Source organism: Pseudomonas sp. Lz4W (assembly GCF_000346225.2).
In the GTDB taxonomy this organism is placed as follows: Bacteria; Pseudomonadota; Gammaproteobacteria; order Pseudomonadales; family Pseudomonadaceae; genus Aquipseudomonas; species Aquipseudomonas paraversuta.
Window position 1 is genome coordinate 3,518,004 of sequence record NZ_CP017432.1, and the last position, 18,934, is coordinate 3,536,937.

18 protein-coding genes are annotated in these 18,934 nt (G+C 57.4%); 12 read left to right on the plus strand and 6 right to left on the minus strand.

Going from position 1 to position 18,934, the window contains the following annotated elements; genetic code table 11:
• Nucleotides 1–52: 52 nt before the first annotated feature.
• Both B195_RS16040 and B195_RS16045 read left to right on the plus strand, forming a co-directional pair.
• Complete coding sequence (locus B195_RS16040) at nucleotides 53–292, plus strand: hypothetical protein (protein ID WP_003441392.1); 240 nt, start codon at nucleotides 53–55, stop codon at nucleotides 290–292.
• A gap of 95 nt (nucleotides 293–387) precedes the next feature.
• Nucleotides 388–1,299: a LysR substrate-binding domain-containing protein gene (locus B195_RS16045; RefSeq protein WP_003441390.1), complete on the plus strand. Its 912-nt coding sequence runs from the start codon at nucleotides 388–390 to the stop codon at nucleotides 1,297–1,299.
• A gap of 55 nt (nucleotides 1,300–1,354) precedes the next feature.
• Here B195_RS16045 and B195_RS16050 read toward each other — a convergent pair whose 3' ends face one another.
• The 4 genes from B195_RS16050 to B195_RS16065 form a co-directional block, all read right to left on the minus strand.
• The gene (locus tag B195_RS16050; RefSeq protein WP_003441389.1) at nucleotides 1,355–1,927 is read right to left on the minus strand and encodes a GNAT family N-acetyltransferase; all 573 of its coding nucleotides are present in this window, start codon (nucleotides 1,925–1,927) and stop codon (nucleotides 1,355–1,357) included.
• A 44-nt stretch (nucleotides 1,928–1,971) separates the two neighbouring features.
• Complete coding sequence (gene dnaQ / locus B195_RS16055; RefSeq protein WP_003441388.1) at nucleotides 1,972–2,730, minus strand: DNA polymerase III subunit epsilon; 759 nt, start codon at nucleotides 2,728–2,730, stop codon at nucleotides 1,972–1,974.
• Nucleotides 2,723–3,175, minus strand: a complete 453-nt coding sequence (gene rnhA, locus B195_RS16060) for a ribonuclease HI (protein ID WP_003441387.1) — start codon at nucleotides 3,173–3,175, stop codon at nucleotides 2,723–2,725. The genes dnaQ and rnhA overlap by 8 nt, the downstream gene beginning before the upstream one ends.
• 85 nt (nucleotides 3,176–3,260) lie before the next feature.
• A complete protein-coding gene (locus tag B195_RS16065; RefSeq protein ID WP_003441386.1) occupies nucleotides 3,261–4,019 on the minus strand; it encodes a class I SAM-dependent methyltransferase in 759 nt (252 codons plus the stop codon).
• 119 nt (nucleotides 4,020–4,138) lie between these two features.
• On the opposite strand from B195_RS16065, the gene gloB reads away from it, so the two are divergent.
• The 10 genes from gloB to B195_RS16115 all read left to right on the plus strand — a co-directional run bounded on the left by gloB (nucleotide 4,139) and on the right by B195_RS16115 (nucleotide 16,474).
• Nucleotides 4,139–4,918 (plus strand): hydroxyacylglutathione hydrolase, encoded by a 780-nt coding sequence (gene gloB / locus B195_RS16070; protein ID WP_003441385.1) that lies wholly within the window; start codon nucleotides 4,139–4,141, stop codon nucleotides 4,916–4,918.
• Nucleotides 4,919–5,016: 98 nt separating this feature from the next.
• A complete protein-coding gene (locus tag B195_RS16075) occupies nucleotides 5,017–6,417 on the plus strand; it encodes a transglycosylase SLT domain-containing protein (RefSeq protein WP_037001417.1) in 1,401 nt (466 codons plus the stop codon).
• 157 nt (nucleotides 6,418–6,574) lie between these two features.
• Nucleotides 6,575–8,404, plus strand: a complete 1,830-nt coding sequence (locus B195_RS16080; RefSeq protein ID WP_003441383.1) for an extracellular solute-binding protein — start codon at nucleotides 6,575–6,577, stop codon at nucleotides 8,402–8,404.
• Nucleotides 8,401–10,242: an extracellular solute-binding protein gene (locus tag B195_RS16085; RefSeq protein WP_003441382.1), complete on the plus strand. Its 1,842-nt coding sequence runs from the start codon at nucleotides 8,401–8,403 to the stop codon at nucleotides 10,240–10,242. Before B195_RS16080 ends, B195_RS16085 begins: the two co-directional genes overlap by 4 nt.
• Complete coding sequence (locus B195_RS16090) at nucleotides 10,243–11,316, plus strand: microcin C ABC transporter permease YejB (protein WP_003441381.1); 1,074 nt, start codon at nucleotides 10,243–10,245, stop codon at nucleotides 11,314–11,316.
• 1 nt (nucleotide 11,317) lies between these two features.
• Nucleotides 11,318–12,337, plus strand: coding sequence for an ABC transporter permease (locus B195_RS16095; RefSeq protein ID WP_003441380.1), 1,020 nt, complete (start codon nucleotides 11,318–11,320; stop codon nucleotides 12,335–12,337).
• A 1-nt stretch (nucleotide 12,338) separates the two neighbouring features.
• Nucleotides 12,339–13,949: an ABC transporter ATP-binding protein gene (locus B195_RS16100; RefSeq protein ID WP_003441379.1), complete on the plus strand. Its 1,611-nt coding sequence runs from the start codon at nucleotides 12,339–12,341 to the stop codon at nucleotides 13,947–13,949.
• Nucleotides 13,950–13,968: 19 nt separating this feature from the next.
• Nucleotides 13,969–14,763, plus strand: a complete 795-nt coding sequence (gene fabI, locus B195_RS16105; protein ID WP_003441378.1) for an enoyl-ACP reductase FabI — start codon at nucleotides 13,969–13,971, stop codon at nucleotides 14,761–14,763.
• Between the two features lie 503 nt (nucleotides 14,764–15,266).
• On the plus strand, nucleotides 15,267–16,133 hold the full coding sequence (locus B195_RS16110) for a cytochrome P450 (RefSeq protein ID WP_369826249.1): 867 nt from the start codon (nucleotides 15,267–15,269) through the stop codon (nucleotides 16,131–16,133).
• A complete protein-coding gene (locus tag B195_RS16115; protein WP_003441374.1) occupies nucleotides 16,130–16,474 on the plus strand; it encodes an antibiotic biosynthesis monooxygenase in 345 nt (114 codons plus the stop codon). Before B195_RS16110 ends, B195_RS16115 begins: the two co-directional genes overlap by 4 nt.
• 79 nt (nucleotides 16,475–16,553) lie before the next feature.
• Here the strand turns inward: B195_RS16115 and B195_RS16120 are convergent, their stop codons facing one another.
• Together B195_RS16120 and B195_RS16125 are read right to left on the minus strand one after the other, a co-directional pair.
• Nucleotides 16,554–18,425, minus strand: a complete 1,872-nt coding sequence (locus B195_RS16120) for a SurA N-terminal domain-containing protein (protein WP_003441372.1) — start codon at nucleotides 18,423–18,425, stop codon at nucleotides 16,554–16,556.
• 229 nt (nucleotides 18,426–18,654) lie between these two features.
• Nucleotides 18,655–18,927 carry an HU family DNA-binding protein gene (locus tag B195_RS16125; RefSeq protein WP_003441370.1) on the minus strand — a complete coding sequence of 91 codons (273 nt, stop codon included), beginning with the start codon at nucleotides 18,925–18,927 and terminating at the stop codon, nucleotides 18,655–18,657.
• Nucleotides 18,928–18,934: the final 7 nt, after the last annotated feature.

Below are 18,934 nucleotides of genomic sequence, written 5' to 3' on the forward strand. Positions count from 1 at the left end.
AACGGTCTACAGAACCGCAAATTGGGTGTTTATCTCCAGAGGTTCTCTACAAATGGCTGCAGTTCTCGTTGGGCAATTTCATGCAAGGGACGCGGAAGGTCGTGTCTATTCCGTGCATGAGTTTGAAAATTTAGAAGCAACAGGCGACCAGCCCGTAACAACGTACAAACTGGCTATTGGCGATCGCGTCAAAAAGACTGATGACGACAACTTCGAACTGGTGCAGTCGGGCGTCATTCTGATTCGCGAAACCGAGTATGTCGCACCTGTAGTCCCTGTAATCCCTGCATAACCTGCTGCACTCGGCATACCGCTGAAGTCACAGGATGAGACTTGGGTCAGGCTTCACAACGCTGAAACCTCATCCGCTGAACATGGACTTCACGCATGCGCTTACGCCATATCGAAGTGATTCAGGCCATCTTGCAGACCGGTAGCCTCGACCATGCTGGCGAGCTGCTGCAAATGCCAGTGGCCACCCTCAGTGCCACGCTGCATGAGGCCGAGCAACAGCTCGGCTTCATGTTGTTTGCCAGCGTACGCGGACGGCTGCAGGCCAGCCGCGAAACCCTTCTGCTGCAACCCCTCGCCAATCAGCTGTACCTGGACTTCGAGCCACTACGCCGGCTTGCCGACGCCTTGCGCCAGCATCAGGAGCCCGTATTGCGCGTGACCTGTAGCGAAACACTGGCCCAGACCCTGCTGCCCTACAGCATTGCACTGCTGCGACGGCGCATTGCCGATACGCCCAGCACCTTGAGCAGCGCGCCCTGCGGCGAAATCGCGCGCCGCTTGTTGATGGACGAATGCGATGTGGGCTTCAGCCTGCACCCGGCTGAACAACCGGGCATTGATTGCCTCAAGCTGACCCAGGGCAAGGTGCAGTTGTTGGCCCCCCACGGCTGGTTATCCCCCAAGCAAAAATACATAGGTCTGCAAGATCTGGCAGGCCAGGCAATGATTGGCCTGCAACACCAGGACCCGCTGAGCCGCGTGCTGGACAGCAAGCTGCAAGCCTTGCGCCCGGCACCCGTGGTGCAGATTCAGGTTCAGAATTATCAGATGTTGCGCAGCATGGTGGAGGCTGGCGAAGGGTTGGCCCTGGTCGACCCGTTTACCGCTGCGGGTGCCAAAGCCGGCGGGCTGGACGTGTGCCCGCTCTCGCCTGCGATCCCGGTGACCCTGTATGCACTGACTCCCAAGGGCTCGGAGCCAGCCCCGGCGTTGCAGGCATTGTTCGATATCGTGCGGCAGAAGGCCGAAGCCTTGCTGGCTGATCAGGGGTTGATGGCGCTGTAATCGAATCGTGCATATTGCTGGCGATCCCGTCGCCGGCAAATCAGTTCCTGCAACGTCAGCAGTGGTTTTCGAACAACAGATACCAAAAAATCGCGACCTCGCGGGTCAGCGGGTCAATGCCTCGATAACGCAGATGATCGATACCCCCCACCTGATACCCGCAGCGCTCATACAGCCGACAGGCGCCAATGTTGTTGTTCTGGGTTTCAAGCATGATGCCTGGCAGTTTTTTCTTCAGGCTCCAGAACCTGACCACGTCCAGTAATGACTTGGCCACACCATGGCGCCGGGCACAGGCGGCGACAGCCAGTTCATCGACATGGGCAAAACCGTTCCAGTTGGTGCTGACCACAACATGGCCGACCGGCTGGTTGTCCAGATAGGCCATGAAGATCGCACTGTCTGGCGCCCCGCGGTAGCTGGCGAATTCGTCAGGGTCAATCCCGTAGCATTTGCGGTAAGGCGTGATCGTATCCAATGGCCAGTGCTCGACCTTTTTATGTTGGTCGACACGGGCATAGGCACAGACGTCAAAACTGAAATCATTGCCCCACACGTAGGGAGCAAAGCCTTCATCGGCCAAACGCACAGAGACTTCCGGGTCCTTTGGATTCATAACCAGGTACATGAAAAATCCTTCTTCGTGCGCAATAGCCCCGGCGTCAAACGGGGTTATTGCAGTGTCTGTTCTTTGGCTTCGAGAAGCTGGGCCCACAGCGATGGCCCACCCGCAGACTTGGCAATAGCCTCAAGACGAGCCGCGTGCTCGGCCAGATCGCTTTCACTTGCACGGATAATCCGGCCAGGCTGGCGATCGGCTGACAAGCGGATGATTTCGCTGGCCTGGTTGCCTGAACCTTCGCCGGAACCATTGCCGTCAGATGCGTTACCGGCCAGCGACAGGCTGGTCTGGCCACCGGTCATGGTCAGGTAAACGTCCGCCAGAATCTCGGAGTCGAGCAGTGCGCCGTGCAGTTCACGCCCCGAGTTGTCGACGCCATAGCGTTTGCACAAGGCATCCAGGCTGTTGCGCTGACCCGGATGACGCGCTCGCGCCATCGCCAGGGTGTCGAGAATAGTGCAATGGCGGGTGATGTCGGCGCGGTCGGTCTGCCCGATCAGGGCAAATTCGTTATTCAGAAAGCCCACGTCGAACGCGGCGTTATGAATGATCAGTTGCGCGCCTTTGATGAAGTCAAAAAACTCGTCGGCGACTTCTGCGAAACGGGGCTTGCCCACCAGAAATTCGTTAGTAATGCCGTGAACGCCAATTGCGCCCTCGTCACTTTCACGATCGGGTTGCAGATACACGTGAAAATGCCGGCCGGTCAGACGGCGGCCCATCAACTCGACGCAACCGATCTCGATCACCCGGTGGCCATCGGTAACCGGCATACCGGTGGTTTCAGTATCGAGAACAACACTACGCATGCTTGATGCCCCTCATTTCGTCCACCCCGCGATTGGCCAACTGGTCGGCGCGCTCGTTGCCATAATGGCCGATATGCCCGCGTACCCACTGCCACTTCACGGTGTGACGATTGACTTGCTCATCGAGCAACTTCCACAGGTCGGCATTTTTAACCGGTTCTTTGGCCGCAGTTTTCCAGCCGCGTTTTTTCCAGTTGACCATCCACTCGGTAATGCCTTTCATCACGTACTGCGAGTCGGTCACCAGCAACACTTCACAGGGGCGCTTGAGCTCTTCAAGGCCACGAATGGCCGCCATCAGCTCCATGCGGTTGTTGGTGGTAGCGGGTTCGCCACCCCAGAGTTCTTTTTCGACACCCTGGCAGACCAGTAAAGCACCCCAGCCGCCCGGGCCAGGATTGCCCTTGCAGGCACCATCGGTGAACATCTCAACGCTATCGCTCATTACAAACTATCCAGAAAAGGCTGCCTTGGCCTGCCAATCGAGGATCAGCAGCACCTGAGGCCGGGCAAACCCGACCTGACATTAATTAAGGTTCAGTGTGACGCCGATTGACCTTGGCCATCTGCAAGGGGATCAGCTTGCCCATCGGCTCTCTGCGCATCGGATTGACGGGACGCAAGCCCACCACCATTTTACGCGCGACCAATACATAGAAGCCGCCACCGGCCAATTGCCAGCTACCGGCCTTGCGCTCCCAGCCTGAAAATCGGCTTTGCCACGCTTTCGATGCGAGCGGCGGACGATAGCACCCAAAGCGGCGTTTCTCCAGCGCAAAGCCCAGCAGGTTCAGCCAGTCGGCCACTCGCGAAGGTGAGATGCAACGAGCCTTGCCGAGGGCATCCTTGGCGAATACATGGCGCAATCCCCAGCCGCTCCAGGGGTTGATACCGACAATCAACAAATGGCCGCCGGGACGCACGCTACTGGCCGCTTCACGCAACAGGCCGTGGGGCGACAGACAGAAATCCAGGCCATGCTGCAACACCACGACATCGGCGGCGTGCTCACATAAAGGCCAGGCCTGTTCTTCACAAATGATTTCGACACCGGGCAGGGGTGCCCCCAGGCGTACATTGCGTTGCACTTGCGGCGCCTTGGGCGGGGTGTCGGCGCCAGGGCCGTAATGCACCAGATAACCGCCGAAATAGCGCCCGAGCTCCTCCTCGAGAACCCGCTGCTCATCGTTGAGCAGCACTTGTCCAAGGGGGCTGGACAACCACTCTCGGGCTGAACTGATCAGCTCCAGCCACTCAGGATCTGCCTGAGCCAATGCTTTATCGGTCATTGCTCCTCCAACTCGCCATATGCCTATTACCAAACCCGGGGCTGCTGTACATCGTGGCTCGCCATGAACCGGCAACAACCCCTAAGATGCGCCATTGTTTCGCACTTGGGAATTGCACCATGTTACAGATCGACGCCCTGCCCGCCTTCAGCGACAACTACATCTGGTTGTTACAGGACATGACCCGCAAATGTTGCGCCGTGGTCGATCCGGGTGACGCCGCGCCTGTTCTGGCCTGGCTGGCCCGACACCCGGACTGGGTGCTAAGCGACATTCTGGTGACCCATCACCACTTCGACCATGTGGGGGGTGTTGCCCAGCTTCACGAGCACACTAACGCGAAGGTCTGGGGACCTGCACTCGAGACCATCCCGTCCCGACAAGTGGCACTCAACGACAGCGATCAAATCGAAATCCTGGGCCTGACGTTCAAGGTTCTGCTCGTGCCCGGCCATACCCTGGGACACATTGCCTATTATCACGCTGACCAGGCGGCGCCGATATTGCTGTGTGGCGATACCCTGTTCGCCGCCGGTTGCGGCCGGCTGTTCGAGGGCACCCCCGAACAGATGCACCAGTCCCTGAGCCGGCTGGCCGCACTGCCCGCCAACACGGCGGTGTACTGCACCCACGAATATACTTTGAGCAATCTGCGCTTCGCCCAGGCGGTAGAGCCTGGCAACCCGGATATTGCCGCGCGAATCGCTCAAGTCACCGAATGGCGGGCAACAGGTCACATCAGTCTGCCATCAAGTATTGCCCTCGAATTGCTCACCAATCCGTTTCTGCGGGTCAATGAAACATCCGTTAAAGAAAAAGCTGACGAGTGGAATTCCCGTGACAATGACTCGCCCAGTGCGGTCTTTGCCAGCTTGCGCAGCTGGAAAGATAAGTTCTAAACAGGGTCGCGGTTGGCACAAAAATTCTGAACAGTTGACCGCGTCTCCCCTGCTTTCTAGAATCCCCCGACATTTTTGCCTGAACTATCTTCTAGCCAATGTCGTCATCTATAGGTAACTCCATCAATTCAGACGCATTGACGCGCTTGGTCAAAGCTATCGCGGTGGCTGTCTCTGCCATTCTCGCGGGCTGCCAATCCATGGACCATTCGGCTCAGCCAACCGAACGCGCCAGCCTGAAAATCACCAAACGTATTCCTCAGGAGCCTCTCTGGCTCAGTGAAAAACCTAGCCCCGTGGCCCCGCAAGATGTATGGGAACGGATGCGCCAGGGCTTCAAGTTGCAAGACGGTCAGAACGTTAACCCGCGCATTGAACAGCAGCGTTTGTGGTTTGCCAGCAACCCGTCCTTTCTCGAAAACGCCGGAGAGCGCGGCAGCCTCTATATCCACTACATCGTTGAACGCCTCGAAGAGCGCAACATGCCGCTGGAACTGGCGCTGCTGCCAGCCATCGAAAGCGCCTACAACCCGATGGCGTATTCCCACGCCAATGCAGTCGGGCTCTGGCAGTTCATTCCTTCGACAGGCCGTTACTTCAATTTGCGTCAAACCCGTGCCTACGACGGTCGCCGCGACATTACGGCCTCCACCATCGCAGCCCTGGACTACCTTAACCGCCTTCACGACATGTTCAACGGTGACTGGCTGCTGGCACTGGCCGCTTACAACTCCGGTGAAGGCACCGTAAGCCGGGCCATCGAGCGCAACCAGAAACTGGGGTTGCCTACTGACTACTGGAACCTGCCCCTGCCGCAGGAAACCAAAGACTATGTGCCCAAATTACTGGCACTGTCTCAGGTGGTCATGGCCCCTGAGGCCTATGGCATCAACCTGAACCCCATCGCCAACGAACCCTACTTCGAAATGGTCGAAATCAAACAGTCCATGGACTTGTCACGCGTGGCAGCGCTGGCCGAGATCGACGAAGACGAGATGTTCCAGCTGAACCCGGCCTATAAACAGCGCGCCACCATCGACGGCCCGCAGCACTTGTTGGTACCCACTTCCAAAGCGCAACTGCTGACCGCCAGCCTGTCCAACCTCAACCCTGAAGAGTTGATCAGCCTGCGCCCTAAAAAGCCGGTATTTGACAACGTTGCAAGCGTTTCACCAACCCGGCTTAACCGTAAGTACCGGGTCAAGAGTGGCGACAACCTGACGCTGATTGCCAAGGCCAACAAGGTCAATGCCAAAGACCTGCAGCACTGGAACAAATTGAGCGGCAACAACCTCAAGGTCGGCCAGATTCTGGTCATGCAAGACACACGCAAACCGGCAGGCAAAAAACCGACGCAATACAAGGTTAAAAAAGGCGACTCGCTGTACATCGTTGCCAAGCGTTTCAACGTTGAAATGCAGCACCTCAAGCACTGGAACCCGAGCAGCGCCAAAGCCCTGAAACCAGGGCAAATGCTGACGGTTTCCAAACCTCGCTAAGCTCCTGACTGGCAATATTGCGGGCAAGCTGTTTCCTACAGATATGTAAGAAGCAGCTTGCCCGCAGTGCTTTCCAGAGTGGCCTTTTTCCCACAGATACAAGCTGTTACTGTACGGAAACCCTAAGCCCAACGCCTGGATCGGATCTCTTGCCTTGATGCGACCCCTCCTCCCGTTATTAATCGGCCTGGCCTTGAGCTTCCCCGCAAGCGCAACCCTGAGTGAAAGCCACGGTTATGCGCAGTTCGGCACCCTCAGGTACCCGGCCACGTTTACCCATTTCGACTGGGTCAACCCTGACGCGCCTAAAGGCGGGACGCTGAAGGTCATGGCGTTTGGAACCTTCGACACGCTCAACCCCTACACTTTCAAGGGCACCAGCCCGGTATCGACCGCAAATTTCCTGCAGTACGGGGTCAACGAGCTCAACGAAACCCTGATGGCCGGGACTGGCCAATACGCCCCCTCCGGCGATGAGCCCACTTCCAGCTACGGGCTGATCGCGCAATCGGTGGAGTACAACGAAGGCCGCAGCTGGGTGGTGTTTAACCTGCGCCCGGAAGCCCGCTTTCACGATGGAACGCCCATCACCGCCTACGACGTAGCGTTTTCCTACAACCTGCTGCTCAAAGAAGGCCATCCGCAGTACCGGACCAACCTTCAGGAAGTCCAGCGCGTAGATATTCTGGGGCCCAAGCGCATTCGCTTCGTGTTCAAGCGCGCGGGCAACCCCTTGCTGATACTGCGCCTTGGTGAATTACCCGTCCTGCCACAGCACTACTGGGTAAACCGCAACTTTAAAGCCACCACCTTCGAACCGCCGCTGGGCAGTGGCCCCTATCGCATCACCAAGGTCACACCCGGCCGGCAACTGGTGTTTGAGCACGTCAAAAACTGGTGGGGGGCCAACCTGCCGGTCAATCGCGGCAAATACAATTTCGACCGGGTTGTAGTGGAGTTCTATCGCGACAGCGATGTGGCCTTCGAAGCATTCAAGGCGGGCGAGTTCGACATTTATATCGAACACCAGGCCAAGAACTGGGCCAATGGCTATAACTTCCCGGCCGTCCGCCGCGGCGAGGTGATCAAAGCCGAAATCCCCCACCAGATCCCGACGCAAACCCAGGGCTTGTTCATGAACAGCCGGCGTCCTGCCTTTGCCCAGGCAAAAGTCCGTGAGGCCCTGGGCCTCATGTTCGACTTTGAATGGACCAACCGCACGCTGTTCAACGGTGCCTACAAGCGCGCCACCAGTTACTACCCCAACAGCGAGTTCTCGGCCAGCGGCATTCCACAAGGGCATGAGTGGCTGATGCTCTCACCCTGGCGGAGTCAGCTGCCCCCAGAACTGTTCAGCCAGGCCTTTGGCCTGCCGCAGACCGGAGGCCGGGGCATTCCCCGGGACACCATGCGCCAGGCACTGGGTTTACTGGCCGAGGGTGGCTGGAAACTTTCCGGACAGCGCCTGCTCGATATAGATGGCAAACCGCTGCGCTTCGAAATACTGCTGGTAAACCCCAACCTTGAGCGCATCCTGCAACCCTACGTGGAGAACCTGGCCAGTATCGGGGTCGATGCCCGGCTGCGCACCGTGGACCGCGCTCAATACAAACAGCGCCTGGATCAATTCGACTTCGACATGATCCTGATGACCCTGGATCAGACCCTGAGCCCCGGACTTGAGCAGTGGCAGTACTTCCATTCCAGCCAGGCCAATGTCAAAGGCAGCAAGAACTATGCAGGCGTGGCGAACCCGGTGGTCGATCAATTGCTCGAGCGCCTGCTGGCAGCCCAGACCCGCGAAGAACAACTGGCCGCAGGCCGGGCGCTGGATCGCGTCCTGCTCTGGCAGCACTACAGCATTCCTAACTGGTATTTGAATTATCACCGCCTGGCGTACCGCAACCGGTTCGCCTTCGTGACTACGCCGCCCTACGCCCTGGGCCTTAGCGCGTGGTGGCTCAAGCCTACGGAGAAAACCCGATGATGCCTTTGCGTACGTTGCTCAAACCTCTCTGCGCCATGCTGCTGGCGAGTCTTGCCTGCGCGGCACTGGCGGCCCCGCAGCATGCTTTGACGCTCTACGATGAGCCGCCGAAATATCCGGCCAACTTCAAGCATGTGGATTACGTCAATCCGGATGCCCCCAAGGGCGGCATCTTCCGAAAATCGGCACTGGGTACTTTTGACAGCCTTAACCCCTTTATCAACAAAGGTGTGCCGGCCGATGACATTGACCTGACCTTTGACACGCTGGCCCGGCAAAGCCTGGACGAACCTTTCACCGCCTATGGCGTGATCGCCGAAAAGATCGAGAAAGCGCCGGACAACAGCTGGGTGCGCTTTTACCTGCGCCCCGAAGCCAAATTCAACGACGGTCATCCGATTCGCGCCGAAGACGTGGTGTTCAGCTTCGATACCCTGATGAAAAATGGCTCGCCGCTGTACAAGGGCTACTACAGCGATGTTGACCAGGCCATCGCGGAAAACCCGCTGCAGGTGAAGTTCACGTTCAAGCACAACAAGAACCGCGAGTTGCCACTGATCCTTGGTCAACTTCCCGTCCTTCCCAAACACTGGTGGGAAAACCGGGACTTCGGCAAGGGTAATCTTGAAATCCCGGTAGGCAGCGGCCCCTACACCATCAGCGAGATCAAGCCGGGGCGCTCAATTCGTTACGAAAGGAACAAAAACTACTGGGGCAAGGATCTGCCGATCAACAAAGGGCTGTACAACTTCGACACGATTACCGTCGATTACTTCCGTGACAACAGCGTGGCCTTTGAAGCGCTCAAGGCCGGGCAGTTCGATTACTGGTTCGAGATCAGCGCCAAGAACTGGGCCAGCGCCTACAACGCCCCGGCGTTCACTCAGGGACGCTTGAAAAAAGAAGAAATACGCAACCACAACCCCACAGGCATGCAGGGTTTTATCTTCAACCTGCGCAAGCCCATGTTTCAGGACGTTCGGGTACGCGAGGCGCTGAGCCTGCTGTTCGACTTTGAATGGGCCAACAAACAGTTGTTCAGTGGCGCTTACGCACGGACCAACAGTTTTTTTGAAAACTCGGACATGGCCGCAAAAGCACTGCCCACGGCCGAAGAACTGGCCATTCTGGAGCCCTTGCGCGGCCAGATCCCCGACCAGGTGTTTACCGACGTGTTCAACCCTGGGGTCACCGATGGCAGCGGCATGATTCGCGACCAGCAGCGCCGTGCCTATCAATTGCTGCAGGACGCCGGATGGCGGATTGTCGACGACAAGATGGTCGACGCCCAGGGCAAGCCGGTAAAAATCGAATTTTTGCTGGCGCAAACCGAGTTCGAACGAATTCTGCTGCCTTACAAACGTAACCTCAGCGACCTGGGCATCGATTTGCAAATTCGTCGGGTTGACACCTCCCAGTACCTCAACCGCCTGCGCTCCAGGGATTTCGACATGATCGTCGGCGGGTTCCCGCAGTCCAGCTCCCCTGGCAGCGAGCAGCGCGAGTACTGGGAATCGCAGAGCGCCGATAAACCCGGCAGCCGCAATTTCATAGGTCTCAAAGATCCGGCCATTGACCAACTGACCGAGGGGCTGATCAACGCTGAATCGCGTCAAAGCCTGATCAATCACGCCCGCGCTCTGGACCGCGTCTTGCAGTGGGGCTTCTACGTGATTCCCAACTGGCACATCAAAACCTGGCGCGTGGCCTATTCAAATCATATCGGCCATCCCGCGGTCACCCCCTTGTACGACATTGGAACCACTACGTGGTGGGCAAAGCCTGACACCAAACCCGCGACTCCAACCGAAACCAAAAGTGCAAACCTGGAGCCTTAAATGCTGGCGTATATATTCAGGCGACTGCTGCTGATCATTCCGACATTGCTCGGTATTTTGCTGATTAACTTCATCATCATCCAGGCCGCACCCGGGGGGCCGGTTGAACAGATGATCGCCAAACTTGAAGGCTTCGATGGCGCAACCAGCCGCATTGCGGGCGGTGGCTCCGAAGTCTCGGTGGCGGGCTCCAACTATCGCGGCGCCCAGGGGCTGGACCCGGCCCTGATCCAGGAAATCGAAAAGATGTACGGCTTCGACAAGCCCGCCCCCGAGCGCTTGTGGATCATGATCAAGAACTACGCGCGACTGGACTTCGGCGAGAGCTTTTTCCGGGATGCCAAGGTCATCGACCTGATCAAGGAAAAGATGCCTGTCTCCATCTCGCTGGGTCTATGGAGCACGCTGATCATGTACCTGGTGTCTATCCCGCTGGGCATTGCCAAGGCCACGCGACACGGCAGCCAGTTCGACGTCTGGACCAGTTCGGCCATCATTGTGGGCTACGCCATTCCGGCCTTTCTGTTTGCCATCCTGCTGATCGTGGTGTTTGCCGGCGGCAGCTATCTGGACTGGTTTCCGTTACGGGGCCTGACCTCCAACAACTTCGACGAGCTGAGTCTGGGGGGCAAGATTCTCGATTATTTCTGGCACCTGGCCTTGCCCGTCACAGCCCTGGTGATCGGCAACTTCGCCACCATGACCCTGCTGACCAAAAACAGCTTTCTGGATGAAATCAACAAACAGTACGTAGTCACCGCCAAGGCAAAAGGCCTGACCAACCACCGGGTGCTCTACGGTCACGTGTTTCGCAATGCCATGTTGCTGGTAATTGCCGGCTTCCCGTCGGCCTTTATCGGGATTTTCTTTACCGGCTCATTGCTGGTCGAAGTGATTTTCTCGCTGGACGGACTGGGACTCATGAGTTTCGAAGCGGCGATCAATCGCGATTACCCGGTGGTCTTCGGCACCCTGTTCATCTTCACCCTGGTCGGACTGCTGGTGAAACTGATCGGAGACCTCTCTTACACCCTGGTTGATCCGCGCATCGACTTCGAAAGCAGGGAGCATTGAGATGAAACTGTCCCCTCTCAATCGGCGACGTTTTGAACGTTTCAAGGCCAACAAGCGTGGTTGGTGGTCGCTGTGGATCTTTGTACTGCTGTTCGGACTCAGCCTGGGTGCGGAGCTGATTGCCAACGATAAACCGCTGGTAATCAATTACGACGGTGAATGGTATTTCCCGGCACTCAAGCGTTACCCGGAGACGGACTTTGGCGGCGAGTTCCCCCTCGAAGCCAACTACAAGAGCCCCTATATCCGTGAACTGCTGGCCAAGAAAGACGCCTGGGTCTTGTGGCCGCCCATCCCGTACAGCTATCAGAGTATTAACTACGACCTGAAAGTCCCGGCACCGGCCCCGCCTTCCGCCGAGAACTGGCTGGGCACCGATGACCAGGGCCGCGATGTATTGGCGCGGGTGATTTATGGTTTCCGGATCTCGGTGCTGTTCGCCCTGACACTGACCATTTTGAGTTCGATCATTGGCGTGATCGCGGGAGCCCTGCAGGGTTTTTATGGTGGCTGGATCGACCTCGCCGGTCAGCGCTTTCTTGAGATCTGGTCAGGTTTGCCGGTGCTGTATCTGCTGATCATTCTCGCCAGTTTCGTCCAGCCGAACTTCTGGTGGCTGCTGGGGATCATGCTGCTGTTCTCATGGATGAGCCTGGTAGATGTGGTACGCGCCGAATTCCTGCGCGGACGCAATCTGGAATATGTGCGCGCCGCACGGGCACTGGGCATGCAGGACATTGCGATCATGTACCGACATATCCTGCCCAATGCGATGGTTTCGACCATGACTTTCATGCCGTTTATTTTGACCGGCGCCATCGGTACCCTCACCGCGCTGGACTTTCTGGGCTTCGGCCTGCCCCCCGGCGCGCCGTCGCTGGGCGAACTGGTGGCGCAAGGCAAGTCCAACCTGCAAGCGCCATGGCTGGGCATCAGTGCTTTCGCCGTGCTGGCCATCATGCTCAGCCTGCTGGTGTTTATCGGCGAGTCCGCTCGCGATGCTTTCGACCCGAGGAAATGAGATGACGCAGGAAAATCTGATCGAAGTGCGTGATCTCTCCGTCGAGTTTGTCAGCGCTGAACAACCCCATCGCGTAGTGCAAGGCATCAGTTTCGATATCAGGCGCGGCGAAACCCTGGCGCTGGTTGGCGAAAGCGGCTCGGGCAAATCGGTGACCGCGCATTCGATTCTGCGCCTGTTGCCATACCCCCTAGCACGCCATCCCACGGGCAGCATCGTCTATGCCGGCGAGGATCTGCTGACGCTGCCGGAGAAAAAGCTCAGGCATATTCGTGGCAATCGCATTGCCATGATTTTCCAGGAGCCCATGACCTCGCTGAACCCGTTGCATTGCATTGAAAAACAAATCAATGAAGTGCTGGGCATTCACAAGGGATTAACCGGCAAGGCAGCCACCCTGCGCACCCTGGAGCTGCTGGAGCTGGTTGGCATACCCGAGCCCCACAAACGCCTCAAAGCGCTGCCACACGAGCTCTCAGGCGGCCAGCGCCAGCGCGTGATGATCGCCATGGCCCTGGCGAACGAACCCGAACTCCTGATCGCAGACGAACCCACCACGGCACTGGACGTTACAGTGCAGTTGAAAATTCTGGAATTGCTGAAGCAATTGCAGGCCCGCCTGGGGATGGCGCTGTTACTGATCAGTCACGATTTGAACCTGGTTCGACGAATTGCGCATCGGGTATGTGTCATGCAGCGCGGTTTAATCGTCGAACAGGCATCGTGCGAACAGTTGTTCCGTTCGCCACAGCATCCGTACACCCGGGAACTGCTTAGCGCAGAGCCCAGCGGAGGCCCGGCCGATACGGTTGCGGGGCCGCCATTGCTGGAAATCGAGGACCTGAAAGTCTGGTTCCCGATCAAAAAGGGACTCCTGCGCAAGACGGTGGATTACGTCAAAGCGGTCGACGGCATAAACTTCAGCCTGCCACAGGGACAGACCCTGGGCATTGTGGGAGAAAGCGGATCGGGCAAGTCGACCCTGGGCCTGGCGATTTTGCGTTTGATTGCCAGCAAGGGTTTGATCCGTTTCGAGAACAAACGGCTAGACTGTCTTTCCCGCCAGGAGGTCAGACCGCTGAGGCGGGAAATGCAGGTGGTGTTCCAGGATCCGTTTGGCAGCCTCAGCCCACGCATGAGCGTCAGCGAGATTGTCGGTGAAGGTTTGCGTATTCACCGCATGGGCACCGCTGAAGAACAGGAAGTGGCAATTATTGAAGCCTTGCGCGAAGTAGGTCTGGATCCGGAAACCCGGCACCGCTACCCTCACGAGTTTTCAGGCGGGCAGCGGCAACGAATCGCCATTGCCCGGGCACTGGTTTTAAAACCGGCGTTGATTCTGCTGGACGAGCCAACCTCCGCGTTGGACCGGACCGTACAACGCCAGGTGGTTGAGCTGTTGCGCTCGCTGCAAGCCAAGTACAACCTGACGTATTTGTTTATCAGCCATGACCTGGCTGTCGTCAAAGCGCTTAGCCACCAACTGATGGTGGTCAAGCATGGCCAAGTGGTCGAACAGGGTGATGCGCAAAATATCTTTGCCTCACCGCAACATCCATATACACAGCAGCTGCTGGAAGCCGCCTTTTTGGCGCCAGTGGCTGTCGATTAACCTGATAGAGGAACAACACATGGGTTTTCTCGCCGGTAAGCGCGTCCTGATCGTCGGTGTCGCTAGCAAATTGTCCATCGCTTCTGGCATTGCTGCCGCCATGCACCGTGAAGGCGCTGAACTTGCTTTCACTTATCAGAACGAAAAGCTTAAAGGCCGCGTTGAAGAGTTCGCTGCAGGCTGGGGTTCCAACCCTGAACTGTGCTTCCCTTGCGACGTAGCCAGCGATGAAGAAATCGCCAAGGTCTTCGAAGACCTGAGCAAGAAATGGGACGGCCTGGACTGCATCGTGCACTCCGTTGGCTTCGCACCTGGCGATCAGCTGGACGGCGACTTCACGGACGCAACTACCCGTGAAGGCTTCCGCATCGCTCACGACATCAGCGCCTACAGCTTCGTGGCCCTGGCCAAAGCCGGCCGTCCGATGATGAAAGGCCGTAATGGCAGCCTGCTGACCCTGTCCTACCTGGGCGCCGAGCGCACCATGCCTAACTACAACGTGATGGGCATGGCCAAGGCCAGCCTGGAAGCGGGTGTACGTTACCTGGCAGGCAGCCTGGGCCCGGAAGGTACGCGCGTTAACTGCGTATCGGCTGGCCCGATCCGCACCCTGGCAGCATCGGGGATCAAGAACTTCCGTAAAATGCTGGCGGCCAACGAAGCGCAGACCCCTCTGCGTCGTAACGTCACCATCGACGAAGTCGGCAATGCCGGCGCGTTCCTGTGCTCGGATCTGGCATCCGGCATCAGCGGTGAAATCATGTACGTAGACGGCGGCTTCAACACCACCGCAATGGGCAGCCTCGAAGAGTAACTCTTTGCTTGCAGCCTGTACCCGAAACGCCCGGTGCATTGACTGCATCGGGCGTTTTGCGTTGCGGCCTTTTATAAACTCATTGCCCGTGGGCAGCCACACTTGCCCCCCGCAGGTGCGGGAAGCAACATCCATACTTCGCTCCTGAGCGAATTATCGGTCAAAGGGATGGGAGAAAGTCACGGTTCTTCATGAAAAGGACGCTCTGAATGACACCCTTCGAGGCTGCAACCCACCCCGACCCCTATACCTTTTATGCGCAACTGAGACACAGGGCCGACCTGTACTTTGACTCCCGACTGGGATGTTGGGTCGCAAGCGGTGCAAGGGTCATACAGGCCATTGTGCAGCATCCTGATTTGCTGGTACGCCCCCCGCATGAGCCCGTTCCACCGGCCATAGCACAAAGGCCTTCAGGCCAGGTGTTCGGCAACTTGATGCGCATGAATGAAGGGCCGCGCCATCAGTGCCCCAGACACGGGATAGAACCGGCACTGGCGTCAGTGTCGGCAGCAGACATCGCAACACTGGTTGCACACCTCTTCCCCATCACAGACAGCTCTGCCGATAGCCTGAACTCACTCATGTTCAAATTGCCGGTTTCAGTGCTATGCCGCTTGCTAGGCTTCGATGACCACCAGCTTGATACCCTGAGCGCTTTGACCGGTAATCTCGTGGCCTGCCTTTCTCCTTTGGCCAGCGAGTTACAACTGCGCAGCGCTGACATTGCAGCAACCCGGCTGAGTCAGATGTTTGAGGTTCTGTTGAACGACGAAGCTGGACACAGCGCTTTTCTCAACGCTATTTGTCCAGCTTACCGATCTGGCACCCAGGCCGATCGTCCCGCGCTTATCGCCAATTTGATCGGTCTGCTATCTCAGACCTGCGAAGCCACTGCCGGCCTGATCGGCAATGCACTGGTGGCCCTGCAGCAACAGCCTGAGCTGCTTGAAGCGGTCAGCCGAACCCCGGCGCTTGTCCCCGAACTGGTTGCCGAGGCAGCACGTCACGACCCATCGGTACAGAACACCCGGCGCTTTGTCGCGAAACGCTGCGTCATCGGCAATTGCACTCTGCAAGCCGCAGATACGGTTCTGGTGTTGCTGGCATCTGCAAACAGAGATCCGGCCATCAATCATGACCCGGACTGTTTTCTGCTCAACCGGCCCCGGCGTCAAAATTTCAGCTTCGGCCATGGCCGGCATCAATGCCCGGGTCAACAAATAGCACTGGCGATCGCCGCACAAACCATCGCAGTACTACTACAACGCCATGGCACATCCTTTATCCGGACCTGCCACTGGAGCTATGTCCCATCACTCAATGGCCGAATTCCACGATTTCGCCAGCAGCCGGAGATTGCGCAATGATTGCCGTTATTTTCGAGGCGTGGCCACGCACCGACCAATACCAGCGTTACCTGGACCTTGCAGCCGAACTCAGGCCATTGCTCGCTGACCTTGAGGGCTTCATTTCCATCGAGCGCTTCCAGAGCCTCAGTGAACCCGGGAAGCTGCTGTCGCTGTCATTCTGGCGCGACGAAGACTCCATCCAGCGCTGGCGCCAACTGGAACAACACCGCATGGCCCAGGCCGCAGGACGTACTCAAGTCTTCGAGGACTATCGTTTGCGCATCGCCCATGTTTTGCGCGACTACTCCCTCACTGAGCGATCCGAGGCGCCGGCTGACAGCCGTAAAGTTCACTCGTGAGCGCAGGCTTGCTTGAATCCGCCCCATAAAAAAGGCCGCTCAATGAGCGGCCTTTTTCGTCGTGCGGATGATCCAGCGCTTAGTAGCGCTCGACCTTCGCCTCATTTTGCAACTGCTTGCGGTAGGCTTCGAAGTCTTGCTGGCCCACACGCGAAGCGAGGAAGCGACGGTACGACGCCTTCTCTTCTTCAGTCGGCTTCGCAGCATCGTTCACGCCATCCAGACGCAGTACAACAACGGTGCCATCGGCCAGGGTGACGCTACCAAAGGTCGGTTTGTCCTTGGATACTGGCTTGGCCAGGCGGAACACAGCTTGCAGCACGGCAGGGTCAATACCTTCCTGACCGCGGGCAACTGCCTCGTGAGCCTTCCACGACAGGCCATCAACCGGCTTATCCAACGGCAACTTGCCATCGCGTAGACCTTTGATGATTTCTTCAGCTTTGGTTTTAGCCGCTGCACTGGCGTGCTCTTTAACCAATTGCCCACGAATGCTTGCGGCAACGGCTTCCAGAGGCAACTGCTCAGGCTTGAGGTGTTCCTTGACGCGCAACACCACTACCGTCTCGGGATCGAGTTCGATGGCAGTACTGTTTGCCCCCTCATCCATCACTTCAGTGCTGAATGCTGCCTGGATCACGTCACGGTTGGCAGCAATCCCCTCCCCGCCCTGACGACCGAACGGTGCAGAGGTATGCACGGTCAGCTTCAGTTCCTGAGCAGGTTGAACCAGATCGGACGCCTCAAATGCGGAGTCTTCCAGCTGCTTGGTTGCATCAACAAAGCGACGCTCAACCTGTTGGGTTTTCAGGTCACGGGTCAGCTTGTCTTTCAGGCTGGCAAAGCTCGGCACTTCAGGTGCCTCGACGCCCATCAACTTGATCAGGTGGTAGCCAAAGCTGGTGCGAACCGGCTCAGAAACCTGATCTTTTTTCAGAGCGTAAAGCGCTGTTTCAAACACAGGATCGTAAACACCCGGACCTGCGAAACCCAGATCACCGCCATTGGCAGCCGAGCCTGGATCCTGAGAGAACTCTTTGGCCAAAGCCTCGAAGCTTTCACCCTTGGCCAGACGCTGCTCAATATCAGCAATCTTGGCTTTGGCCTGCTCGTCGCTGACCTTGTCGTTCACTTCAATCAGGATGTGTGCAGCACGGCGCTGCTCAGCAAGGTTGGCGGTTTCTTTCTGATAAAGGGCTTGCAGCTCTTCATCCTTCACAGCCACCTGATCAAAGAACGAAGACTTCTTCAACTCGATGTAGTCGATCACGACCTGATCGGGCGTCATGAATTCTTTGGCGTGCTCGTCGTAGTAAGCCTTGATTTCGTCGTCGCTGACTTTCACCGCAGCCGGGTCGGCCTTGATGTTCAGAGAAGAGAAATCACGGGTCTGTTTTTCGAGACGGGCAAAAGCGTTCACTTGCTCATCGGTCACGAAACCACTGCCCGCCAAACCGGCGCGCAGCTGACCAATCAGCATTTCCTGGCCCAGCATGTCGCGGAACTGCAGGCGACCGTAACCCAGCTGACGAATCACCTGGTCGAAACGTTCAGCGCTGAACTGGCCGTTTTCCTGAAACTCAGGTGTCTGCAGAATGACCTGATCCAGGGCCGCTTCAGAGAAGGAGAACTTCGCCTGATTAGCACCCTGCAGCAGCAACTTACGATCGATCAACCCTTTAAGGGCTGCTTCACGCAGCATTTTCTCGTCCAGCAAAGAAGCGTCGAAATCTTTGCCCAGCTGTTGCATCAGCTGACGACGTTGCATGTCGACAGCCTGGCTGAGCTCAACTTGAGTGATTTCGTCACCGTTGACCTTGGCCGCATCCTGGCTGGTCGAGGTGGCTTGAAAAATAGCATCGAAACCGGTCAACGCCATTAACGCGACGATGACACCGATGATGGTCTTGGCAATCCAGCCTTGTGAATTGTCCCTGATATTTTGCAGCATGCTTCCCCCAGAAACGGTCTTGCATAATGAGCAACCGTGGAGCGTGGGTAGAGTCCGGATAGAAGAAAGGCGCATCCGAGGATGCGCCTTCTCGTAACTGGCGGAGCGGACCGGGCTCGAACCCGCGACCCCCGGCGTACCACGTCGATATAACCATCGACTGCACTACCGCTCCGCTGCCAAGCCTGGCGTGCGCCTGACCCGGTTGGGTAAAAAGTGTTACAAAAACTTAGTTAACCGCTTCTTTCAGTGCTTTACCGGCTTTGAAGCCTGGTTTTTTAGCAGCAGCAATTTCCAGTGCTTGACCAGTCTGTGGGTTACGACCAGTGCGAGCAGGACGATCAGTCACAGAGAAAGTACCAAAACCAACCAGTACCACAGAGTCGCCAGCCTTAAGAGCGCCAGTGACGGATTCGATTACTGCGTCCAGCGCACGGCCAGCTGCAGCTTTCGGGATATCAGCAGATGCAGCGATAGCATCAATCAGTTCCGACTTGTTCACTCTAAGT